Genomic DNA, 10719 nt, shown 5'->3' with positions numbered 1-10719 from the left:
TTGGCCCACTTGCGGGCGGTGTCCTGCCGCTGCCGCGCCACCTTCTTGTGCAGCTTCGCCGTCTGCGCCCGCGCCGTGCGGTAGCCCCTGGACGCGCCCTGCCCGCGTGCGGGCTTACGCCCGATACGGAGGGGGCGGGGTCGTTGGGGGGCACCCCCGGCCGAAGGCCGGGGCAGGGTGGGCGTTCTGGGCGCTGACGTGTATGTGTTGTGCGGCACAGACGGCACCGATCCGGACCGCCCGCCATGCACGAATATGCGGTCCGGAATGCCCAGCCCCGGAGGCCCCGACCCCGGCCCACCCACGAACCGCGCGTAGGCCCGCACCGACCGTCCGGGGCAATCGGGCGGAAGGGCGGGGGGTGCCCACCGCAGGCGCAAACGACCCGCACACAACCACCGGCCGCGAGGGGCGACCCCCGGCAGCGGCGCAGCCCCCCGCGGGGATGGCGGACAATGGGACGCATGCCATCCGTACTGCCCGACGGTGAGCCCATGCCGGAGGACGGCGCGCTCCCGCCCACCGCGCTGCGCGGCGCGGACTCCCGCCCGCTGGGGTTCTACCTGCACGTCCCGTACTGCGCCACCCGCTGCGGCTACTGCGACTTCAACACCTACACCGCCGCCGAGCTGCGCGGCACCGGCGGCGTGCTCGCCTCCCGGGAGAACTACGCGGACACACTGGTCGGCGAGATCCGGCTGGCCCGAAAGGTGCTGGGCGACGACCCCCGCCGCGTCGAGACCGTGTTCGTGGGCGGCGGAACCCCCACCCTGCTCCCGGCCGCGGACCTGGCGCGCATGCTGGGTGCGATCCGGGACGAGTTCGGCCTGGCGGAGGGCGCGGAGGTCACCACCGAGGCGAACCCGGAGTCGGTCGACCCCGAGTACCTGGGTGAACTGCGGGCCGGGGGGTACAACCGGATCTCGTTCGGGATGCAGAGCGCCCGCCCGCACGTGCTGCAGGTGCTGGACCGGCGGCACACGCCGGGCCGTCCGGAGGCGTGCGTGGCGGAGGCGCGCGCGGCGGGATTCGATCACGTCAACCTGGACCTGATCTACGGGACGCCGGGGGAGTCGGACGACGACTGGCGGGCGTCGCTGGACGCCGCGATCGGCGCGGGGCCGGACCATGTGTCGGCGTACGCGCTGATCGTGGAGGAGGGCACGCAGCTGGCCCGCAGGATCCGGCGCGGCGAGGTGCCGATGACGGACGACGACGTGCACGCGGACCGCTACCTGATCGCGGAGGAGCGCCTGGCGGCGGCCGGTTACGACTGGTACGAGGTGTCGAACTGGGCGACCTCGGACGCGGCCCGGTGCCGCCACAACGAGCTGTACTGGACGGGCGCGGACTGGTGGGGCGCCGGGCCGGGCGCGCACAGCCACGTCGGCGGGGTGCGCTGGTGGAACGTGAAGCACCCGGCGGCATACGCGGCCGCGCTCGCGGAGGGACGCAGCCCCGGCGCGGGCCGCGAGGTGCTGGCGGCGGAGGACCGCCGTGTGGAGCGGATCCTGCTGGAGCTGCGGCTCTCCGACGGCTGCCCGCTCGGCATCCTCGCCCCGGCGGGCGCAGCGGCCGCGGAGCGCGCTGTAAGGGACGGCCTCCTGGAGCCCGGTCCTTACGCCGATGGCCGCGCCGTTCTCACCCTCCGCGGCCGCCTGCTGGCGGACGCGGTGGTCAGGGACCTGGTCGACTGAAGCCCCCCGGCCGGGCCGATCACTCGCCGGAGTGAGGCACTACGCGTACCGGCAGTGCCTCCCTACGCTGTTCGTAAGCTGCCTCCGTGTATGCGGCGGCGGGAAGCGGAGGGCCACGAGGATGACCGCTGTGGATGATCGCCGAATGACTGACTTCTTCGAGAACATCCAGGCTCCCGAGGGGGTCAAGGTCGAGCTCCTCAGGGGGGAAATCGTGATGACGGCCGGGCCCGACCTGGTCCACAACGACATCATCGACGCGGTGATCGACCAGTTCCCCCGCACGCGCTGGAGGCGCTTGCAGACGCAGGACATCGCGATTGCGGAGGAGGCGAGCGAACCCCAGCCGGACCTCGTGATCCTCGAGCGCGGTGCGGGGCCCGCATCGGGGCGCCTCCTGCCGTCGGAGGCGGTCACACTGGTCGCCGAGGTCGTCTCCAGGACCAGCGCCCACAGGGACCACGTCGTCAAGCGGTCGATGTATGCCGCCGGGAAAGTGCCCGTCTACGTGATCGTCGACCCCCTGGCCGCCAAGTGCGTCGTCCTCACCGAGCCCGCCGGCACGGGTGATCAGGCCGACTACCGGGCCGAGCGGACCTGGAAGTTCGGCGAGACGGTGCGGTTGCCCGTGGTGGACGTCGCCCTGGACACGTCGGAGTTCGGGGTCCTGCCGGGGCTCACTCCGGAGCCGTGACGAAGTCGATCAGCTCCTCCACCCGCCCCAGCAGTTCCGGCTGCAGGTCCTTGTAGGACCGGACCGCGCCCAGGATGCGCTGCCAGGCGGCGCCGGTGTTCTCCGGCCAGCCCAGGGCGCGGCAGACGCCGGTCTTCCAGTCCTGGCCGCGGGGGACGGCCGGCCAGGCGGGGATGCCGAGGGAGGAGGGCTTCACGGCCTCCCAGACGTCGATGTAGGGGTGGCCGACGACCAGGACGTGCTCGCCGGTGACCTCCGCGGCGATGCGCGACTCCTTGCTGCCGGGGACGAGGTGGTCGACGAGGACGCCGAGGCGGGCGTCCGGGCCGGGGGCGAAGGAGGCGGCGATCGCGGGGAGGTCGTGCACGCCCTCCAGGTACTCGACGACGACGCCCTCGACGCGCAGGTCGTCTCCCCAGACGCGTTCGACCAGCTCCGCGTCATGGCGGCCCTCGACGTAGATCCGGCCGGCGCGGGCGACCCGGGCCCTGGCGCCGGGGACGGCGATGGAGCCGGAGGCGGTCAGCCTGGGGCCTGCCGCGGGGGCGGCGGCGGAGGGGCGCACCAGGGTGACCACGCGGCCCTCCAGGAGGAAGCCGCGGGGTGTCAGCGGGAACACGCGGTGCTTGCCGAAGCGGTCCTCCAGGGTGACCGTGGGGCCCTCGGCGGTCTTCTCGCAGCGGACGACGGCGCCGCAGAAGCCGGTGGACACCTCCTCCACCACCAGGCCCCGCCCGGCCTCGACCTCGGGTGCGGGCGTGGCGGGCCGTTTCCACGGTGGAGTGAGGTCGGGGTCGTAGCTGCGGCTGCGCATGCCAGGGATCGTATCCGCGCGGGCGCCGCTCAGGCCGATCCGAAGCGGGCGGCCAGCGCGTCCCGTTGGGCGCGGACGAAGCGGGCGTCGACGACGGCGCCGTGGCCGGGCACGTACAGCGCGGTCTCGCCGCCCAGCCGCAGCAGCCGGTCCAGGGTGGCGGGCCAGGCCCGCGGGGCGGCGTCGGGCCCGGCCTGGGGCTCGCCGGACTCCTCGACGAGGTCGCCGCAGAAGACCACGGCCGGCGTGCCCGGCACGATCACCACCAGGTCGTGCGTGGTGTGCCCCTCACCCGGGTGGACCAGCAGGACCTGGCGGTCGCCGCCGAGGTCGAGCTCGCAGGAGCCGTCCACGAGGTGACCGGGGCGCACGAGGGCGCCCGCCGCCCGGGCGGACTCGGCTTCGCCGGCGCCGTGCTTGACCGCGTCCAGGCCCAGGGAGAAGCGTTCGCGGTCGAGGTAGGCGTCGAGGGTCATCTCCCCGAACACCTGGACGCCCTCGAAGGCGGCGGTGCCGAAGACGTGGTCGAAGTGGCCGTGGGTGAGTGCGACGTGCGTCACGTCCCGGCCGGTCAGTTCGCGGACCTCCCGGCCCAGTCCCGCGCCCTCTTCGACCGAGGAGCCCGTGTCGACCAGCAGCACGCCCTCGTCGCCGACGACGACGCCGACGGTCACGTCGAGGAAGGGCAGCCGCCGCCGGGCGACCCCCGGCGCGAGCTGCTCCCAGCCGCCGGTGGACCCCGGCGTGGTCGGTGTGGTCTCCACAACGCGACGGTATCGCCGCGACGCGCCCCGCGCCCGCTACGGTGGCCGGTCAAGGACGCCCCGGGGGCCTGACCCGTGGACGGCCCTTGCCGAGGTCTTGCCACCCCGCCGTACACTGACTTGGGGAAAACTGGCACTCAGGGAAGCGGAGTGCCAGGGCAGGGGGCGACACGACCCGCACGGTGACCGAGCGACTGGAGGTGCGCGATGCTCAGCGAACGACGGCTGGAAGTGCTGCGTGCCATCGTCCAGGACTACGTGGGCACCGAGGAGCCGGTCGGCTCGAAGGCGCTGACCGAGCGGCACGCCCTGGGCGTGTCCCCGGCCACCGTCCGCAACGACATGGCCGTGCTGGAGGAGGAGGGCTACATCCAGCAGCCCCACACCAGCGCCGGCCGCGTGCCGACCGACAAGGGCTACCGGCTCTTCGTCGACCGGCTCACCAGCGTCAAGCCGCTGTCCGGCGCGGAGCGCCGGGCCATCCAGAACTTCCTGGACGGTGCCGTCGACCTCGACGACGTGGTGGCCCGTACGGTGCGGCTGCTGGCGCAGCTGACCCGGCAGGTCGCGATCGTCCAGTACCCGTCGCTCACCCGCTCCACCGTGCGCCACGTGGAGCTGCTCGCGCTCGCCCCGGCCCGGATCATGCTGGTGCTGATCACGGACACCGGACGGGTGGAGCAGCGGCTGGTCGACGCCCCCGCACCGGTCGGCGAGACCGTGCTGGCCGACCTGCGCGCCCGGCTGAACAGCCGGGTGGTGGGGCGCCGGTTCAGCGACGTCCCGCCGCTGGTGCAGGAACTCCCCGAGGGCTTCGAGCCCGACGACCGGCCGTCCGTCCAGGTGGTCCTCGCCACACTGCTGGAGACCCTGGTCGAGGAGACGGAGGAGCGGATCATGCTCGGCGGCACGGCCAACCTGACCCGCTTCGGGCACGACTTCCCGCTGACGATCCGCCCGGTACTGGAGGCGCTCGAGGAGCAGGTGGTGCTCCTCAAGCTGCTGGGCGAGGCCAAGGACTCGGGTGTGACGGTGAGAATCGGTCACGAGAACTTCCACGAGGGCCTGAACTCCACATCCGTCGTCTCCGTCGGCTACGGTTCGGGCGACGAGGCGGTGGCGAAACTCGGCGTGGTCGGACCGACCCGCATGGATTACCCCGGAACGATGGGAGCGGTACGCGCAGTGGCACGTTACGTCGGACAGATCCTGGCGGAGTCGTAGTGGCCACGGACTATTACGCCGTGCTCGGCGTGCGCCGCGACGCAAGCCCGGACGAGATCAAGAAGGCCTTCCGCCGTCTTGCGCGAGAGCTGCACCCGGACGTCAATCCCGACCCGAAGACCCAGGAGCGGTTCAAGGAGATCAACGCCGCTTACGAGGTGCTGTCGGACCCGCAGAAGAAGCAGGTCTACGACCTCGGCGGCGACCCGCTGTCCGCCAACGGCGGCGGTGCGGGCGCGGGCGCGGGCTTCGGCGCGGGATTCGGCAACTTCAGCGACATCATGGACGCCTTCTTCGGCACCGCGTCCCAGCGCGGTCCGCGCTCGCGCACCCGGCGCGGCCAGGACGCGATGATCCGCCTGGAGATCGAGCTGGACGAGGCGGCCTTCGGCACGACCAAGGACATCCAGGTCGACACGGCCGTGGTCTGCAACACCTGCCACGGCGAGGGCGCCGCCCCGGGCACGACCGCGCAGACCTGTGACATGTGCCGCGGCCGCGGTGAGGTCTCGCAGGTCACGCGGTCCTTCCTCGGCCAGGTCATGACCTCGCGGCCCTGCCCCCAGTGCCAGGGCTTCGGCACCGTCGTCCCCAACCCGTGCCCGGAGTGCGCGGGCGACGGCCGGATCCGGTCGCGGCGCACGCTCACGGTCAAGATCCCGGCCGGTGTCGACAACGGCACCCGCATCCAGCTCGCGGGCGAGGGCGAGGTCGGCCCCGGCGGCGGCCCCGCCGGCGACCTCTACGTCGAGATCCGCGAGCTGCCGCACGCGGTCTTCCAACGGCGTGGCGACGACCTGCACTGCACCGTCACCATCCCGATGACGGCGGCGGCGCTGGGCACCAAGGTCCCGCTGGAGACCCTGGACGGGCTGGAGGAGATCGACATCCGGCCCGGCACGCAGTCCGGCCAGTCGATCCCGCTCCACCAGCGCGGCATCACGCACCTGCGGGGCGGCGGCCGGGGCGACCTCATCGTGCACGTCGAGGTCCAGACCCCGGGCAAGCTCGACCCGGAACAGGAGGAGCTGCTGCGCCGCCTGGCGAAGCTGCGCGGCGAGGAGCGGCCGATGGGGCAGTTCCAGCCGGGCCAGCAGGGGCTGTTCTCCCGTCTGAAGGACGCGTTCAACGGGCGCTAGTCGCCCATGGGCCCGCGGCCGGGGGTGGGCACACCCTGGACCGCGGGCCGTCGCGCGCCGTGAAACGATGGGCGCATGGCCGCCCTGACCCACCGCTCCCCGAGGACCGCGCCGTGACCGCACCCGTCTTCGTCGTCGAACCCGGCGCGCTGGGTCCGGACCGCATCACGCTCTCCGGCCCCGAGGGACGGCACGCGGTCTCCGTGCGCCGGCTGCGCGTCGGCGAGGAGATCGTGCTCACCGACGGCCTGGGACGCGGCGCGTACGGCACGGTGGCTGCCCTCGACGGCAAGGACACGCTCGAGGTCGCCGTCACCGACGTCCGCGAGGAGGCCGAGCCCCGGCCGCGGATCACCGTCGTCCAGGCGCTGCCCAAGGGCGACCGCGGGGAACTCGCCGTCGAGACCATGACCGAGGTCGGTGTCGACGCGGTCGTGCCGTGGGCCGCCGCGCGCTGCATCACCCAGTGGAAGGGCGAGCGCGGCGCCAAGTCCCTGGCCAAGTGGCGTTCCACCGCCCGTGAGGCCGCCAAGCAGGCCCGGCGCCTGCGGTTCCCCGAGGTCACCGAGCCGATGACGACCCGTCAGCTCGCCGGGCTGCTGTCCGGTGCCGCGTTCGCCGCCGTCCTCCACGAGGAGGGCTCCGAGCCGCTCGCCGGCGTCCCGCTGCCACCCGAGGGCGACATCGTCCTCGTCGTCGGCCCCGAGGGCGGGGTCTCCCCGGAGGAGCTCGACGCCTTCGCCGCCGCCGGTGCCAAGCCGTACCGTCTCGGCGCCAGTGTCCTGCGCACCTCCACCGCCGGGGTCGCCGCCACCGCCCTCCTGCTCGGCCGCACCGGACGCTGGGGCTGACGCGCCCACCAGGCATGAAGCCCCCCGGCGGGCAATGAGATCGAAAACCCCTGACCAGCAGGGCGCCGGGTGGTTAATGTGACCACGTGACGCAGCCGCAGCCTTCGCACCCCGCGTACCTCCGCTTCCCGCATCTGCACGGTGACCTGATCACCTTCACCGCCGAGGACGACGTCTGGGCCGCCCCGCTGGACGGCGGCGGGCGGGCTTGGCGGGTCAGCGCGGACAACATGCCGGTCGGCCATCCGCGCTTCTCGCCCGACGGGACGTTCATCGCGTGGACCTCCACGCGGGACGGCGCACCAGAGGTGCACGTCGCGGCCACCGACGGCGGGCCGTCGAGAAGGCTGACGTACTGGGGCAGTCGCACCTCCGTGCGGGGCTGGACGCCCGGTGGCGACGTGCTGGCCATCAGCACGTACGGGCAGGCGTCGCTGCGCCGCAGCTGGGCGCGGGCGATCCCGGTCGACGGCGGTCCCGCCGCGACGCTGCCGTACGGACCGGTCGGGGACGTCGCCTACGGGCCGGACGGTGCCGTGCTGCTGCTGTCGGCCACGATGGGCCGCGAGGCGGCGGCCTGGAAGCGCTACCGGGGCGGCACCGCGGGCAAGTTGTGGATCGACCGCACCGGGGACGGTGAGTTCGAGCGGATCCACGCCGACCTGGACGGCAACCTGGAGTGCCCGATGTGGGCAGGGGGCAGGCTCGCCTTCCTCTCCGACCACGAGGGCGTCGGCGCGGTCTACTCCAGCCTCCCCGACGGCAGCGACCTGCGGCGCCACACCGCCGTGGAGGACGGCGGCTTCTACGCGCGGCACGCCGCCACGGACGGCACCCGCGTCGTCTACACCAGCACCGGACGGCTGTTCCTGCTGGACGACCTCGACGGCGCCCAGGCCCGCCCGGTCGAGGTACGCCTCGGCGGCCAGCGCGTCGACCTGCAGCCGCACCCGGTGCACGCGGCCCACCACCTCGGCGACGCCCGGCCGGACCACACCGGCCGCGGCAGCGCGGTGGAGATCCGCGGCACCACGCACTGGGTCACCCACCGCGGTGGCCCGGCACGGGCGTTGTCCGCCGAACCGGGGGTGCGAACGCGGCTGCCGCGGGTGTTCGGCGGCGAGGGCGACCAGCAGGTCGTCTGGGTCACCGACGCCGAGGGCGAGGACGCGCTGGAGATCGCCCCCGCGGCGGGCACCGGCCCGGCCGCGCCCCGCCGGCTGGCCGCGGGGCGGCTCGGCAGGGTCCTGGCCATGACCGTCTCGCCGGACGGCCACCGGATCGCCGTCGCCTCGCACGACGGCCGGGTGCTGCTCGTCGAGGCCCAGACCGGCGAGGTGCGCACCGTCGTGGAGGGCGAGCACGGCCACGCCACCGGCCTGGCCTTCTCGCCTGACTCGGCCTGGCTCGCCTGGTCGCACGCCGGGCCCGACCCGCTGCGCCAGCTCAAGCTGGCCTCGACCGCCGACCTCACCGTCGTCGACGCGACGCCGCTGCGCTTCCGGGACTTCTCGCCCGCCTTCACCGCCGACGGCAAGCACCTGGCGTTCCTGTCCGAGCGCTCCTTCGACCCCGTCTACGACGACCACGTCTTCGACATGGCCTTCCTCGGCGCCTGCCGCCCCCACCTGATCACGCTCGCCGCCACCACGCCCTCGCCCTTCGGCCCGCAGCGCCACGGGCGGCCGGTCGACTCCTCCGCCGAGGACAGGGACGGCGACGACCGAGGCCAGGACGAGGGCAAGAAGGACTCACGCAAGGAGGACGGCGAGGACCGGCCCCGTACCCCCGTCACCAAGGTGGACACCGAGGGCCTGGCCGACCGCATCGTGCCCTTCCCGGTGGAGGCGGCCCGCTACTCCACGCTGCGCGCGGCCAAGGACGGCGTCCTGTGGCTGCGGCACCCCGTGCGCGGGGTCCTGGGCGCGAGCCTGGCCTCGCCCGAGGCGGAGCCGCCGTCCACCGCGCTGGAGCGGTACGACCTCAAGCAGCTGCGCGTGGAGGACATCGCCGACGACGCCGACGACTACGCGGTCACCGGTGACGGCAACAAGGTGCTGGTGACCTCCGGTCACCGGCTGCGGGTGGCCGCGGCCGACCACAAGTCGGCCCCGTCCGACGACGAGACCGACAGCAACGTCACCGTCGACCTCTCCCGGATCCGCGTCACCGTCGACCCGCAGGCGGAGTGGCGCCAGATGTACGACGAGTCGCACCGCCTGATGCGGGACAACTTCTGGCGGGCCGACATGGGCGGCGTCGACTGGGACGGCGTGCGCGACCGCTACCGTCCCGTCCTGGACCGGGTCGCCACCCACGACGACCTCGTCGACCTGCTCTGGGAGGTCGCCGGCGAGCTGAACACCTCGCACGCCTACGTCATGCCGTCCGGCGGCCGCGGCGACTGGCTGCACCGTCAGGGCCTGCTCGGCGCGGACCTCACCCGCGACGCGGACGGCGTGTGGCGCGTGGAGCGGGTGCTGCCCTCCGAGACCTCCGACCCGCGGGCCGGCTCCCCGCTGGCCGCGCCGGGTGTCGCGGTCCGCGCCGGCGACGCGATCCTCGCGGTGGACGGACGGCCCGTGGACCCGCTGACCGGCCCCGGCCCGCTGCTGATCGGCACCGTGCGCAAGCCCGTCGAGCTCACCGTCGGCCCGGCCGACGGCGGGGCGCTGCGGCATGTCGTCGTCGTGCCCATCGCGGACGAGGAGCCGCTGCGCTACCACGACTGGGTCGCCGGGCGCCGGGCGTACGTGCACGAGCTGTCCGGCGGCCGGCTGGGCTACCTGCACGTACCCGACATGGTCGGCTCCGGCTGGGCCCAGCTCCACCGTGACCTGCGCGTGGAGGTCGTCCGAGAGGGACTGGTCGTGGACGTGCGGGAGAACCGCGGCGGCCACACCTCGCAGCTGGTCGTGGAGAAGCTGGCGCGGCGGATCGTGGGCTGGGATGTGCCGCGCGGGCTGCCCGCCTTCAGCTACCCGCTGGACGCGCCGCGCGGGCCCGTCGTGGCCGTCGCCAACGAGTTCTCCGGCTCGGACGGCGACATCGTCAACGCGGCGATCAAGGCACTGGGGATCGGGCCTGTGGTGGGGACCAGGACCTGGGGCGGCGTCATCGGTATCGACTCCCGCTACCACCTGGTCGACGGGACGCTGGTCACCCAGCCGAAGTACGCCACGTGGCTGGAGGGCGTGGGCTGGGACGTGGAGAACCACGGCGTCGACCCGGACGTCGAGGTCGTCCACACCCCGCAGGACTGGGCCGCCGGGCGGGACCCACAGCTGGACGAGGCCGTCCGCCTCGCCCTGGAGGCGCTGGAGACCGCCCCGGCCCGTACCGCGCCCCCGTTGCCGTAGCGGCGGGAGCGGGGCCCGGCGCGACCCGGGCTCCGCGACGGCGCGCCGCCGCGAGGCCCTGTCGTCAAACGAACTCCCCCAGCTCCGCTGGGAGGCGCAGGCACCGTCCGGAGGGCGGGCGCCGCGGTTCCCTGAGCTCCGCTGGGAGGTGCTCGCAGGTGCGGTGCATCGCAAGGC

The 10719-nt window shown here is 73.9% G+C and carries 8 protein-coding genes and 1 pseudogene; 6 read left to right on the top strand and 3 right to left on the bottom strand.

All coding sequences use genetic code 11. The features are described from left to right. Window positions 1-119, bottom strand: a pseudogene (locus ACRWNP_RS33110) (RNA-guided endonuclease TnpB family protein); the annotation flags it as partial. 345 nt (window positions 120-464) lie between these two features. Here ACRWNP_RS33110 and hemW point away from each other — a divergent pair. Then, the gene (gene hemW, locus ACRWNP_RS33105; protein ID WP_431968008.1) at window positions 465-1697 is read left to right on the top strand and encodes a radical SAM family heme chaperone HemW; all 1233 of its coding nucleotides are present in this window, start codon (window positions 465-467) and stop codon (window positions 1695-1697) included. Between the two features lie 121 nt (window positions 1698-1818). Further along, on the top strand, window positions 1819-2391 hold the full coding sequence (locus ACRWNP_RS33100) for a Uma2 family endonuclease (RefSeq protein WP_431968006.1): 573 nt from the start codon (window positions 1819-1821) through the stop codon (window positions 2389-2391). Here ACRWNP_RS33100 and ACRWNP_RS33095 read toward each other — a convergent pair. Continuing rightward, the gene (locus ACRWNP_RS33095) at window positions 2375-3205 is read right to left on the bottom strand and encodes a DUF3097 domain-containing protein (protein ID WP_431968004.1); all 831 of its coding nucleotides are present in this window, start codon (window positions 3203-3205) and stop codon (window positions 2375-2377) included. The two genes, ACRWNP_RS33100 and ACRWNP_RS33095, sit on opposite strands and share 17 nt — an antisense overlap. A 29-nt stretch (window positions 3206-3234) precedes the next feature. Next, entirely contained in the window at window positions 3235-3969 is a 735-nt protein-coding gene (locus tag ACRWNP_RS33090; RefSeq protein ID WP_431968002.1) for an MBL fold metallo-hydrolase, read from the bottom strand. 207 nt (window positions 3970-4176) lie between these two features. On the opposite strand from ACRWNP_RS33090, the gene hrcA reads away from it, so the two are divergent. From hrcA to ACRWNP_RS33070, 4 genes are all read left to right on the top strand, one after another. Further along, window positions 4177-5193, top strand: a complete 1017-nt coding sequence (gene hrcA / locus ACRWNP_RS33085) for a heat-inducible transcriptional repressor HrcA (protein ID WP_431968000.1) — start codon at window positions 4177-4179, stop codon at window positions 5191-5193. Next, a complete protein-coding gene (gene dnaJ / locus ACRWNP_RS33080) occupies window positions 5193-6332 on the top strand; it encodes a molecular chaperone DnaJ (protein ID WP_431967998.1) in 1140 nt (379 codons plus the stop codon). The genes hrcA and dnaJ overlap by 1 nt, the downstream gene beginning before the upstream one ends. 113 nt (window positions 6333-6445) lie before the next feature. Continuing rightward, on the top strand, window positions 6446-7183 hold the full coding sequence (locus ACRWNP_RS33075) for a 16S rRNA (uracil(1498)-N(3))-methyltransferase (protein ID WP_431967997.1): 738 nt from the start codon (window positions 6446-6448) through the stop codon (window positions 7181-7183). Window positions 7184-7269: 86 nt separating this feature from the next. Then, window positions 7270-10542 (top strand): S41 family peptidase, encoded by a 3273-nt coding sequence (locus ACRWNP_RS33070; protein ID WP_431967995.1) that lies wholly within the window; start codon window positions 7270-7272, stop codon window positions 10540-10542. Window positions 10543-10719: the final 177 nt, after the last annotated feature.

Origin of the sequence: Actinacidiphila sp. bgisy160, assembly GCF_965342435.1 — a bacterium.
In the GTDB taxonomy this organism is placed as follows: Bacteria; Actinomycetota; Actinomycetes; order Streptomycetales; family Streptomycetaceae; genus Actinacidiphila.
The sequence above is the reverse complement of the archived record's forward strand: the minus strand, read 5'-3'. Positions and strand labels throughout refer to the sequence as shown.

Bases quoted from the DNA above. Each gene is read 5' to 3' on its own strand.
- ACRWNP_RS33095 (WP_431968004.1), bottom strand. From the start codon at position 3,205: ATGCGCAGCCGCAGCTACGACCCCGACCTCACTCCACCGTGGAAACGG.
- hrcA (WP_431968000.1), top strand. From the start codon at position 4,177: ATGCTCAGCGAACGACGGCTGGAAGTGCTGCGTGCCATCGTCCAGGAC.
- ACRWNP_RS33100 (WP_431968006.1), top strand. From the start codon at position 1,819: ATGACCGCTGTGGATGATCGCCGAATGACTGACTTCTTCGAGAACATC.
- hemW (WP_431968008.1), top strand. From the start codon at position 465: ATGCCATCCGTACTGCCCGACGGTGAGCCCATGCCGGAGGACGGCGCG.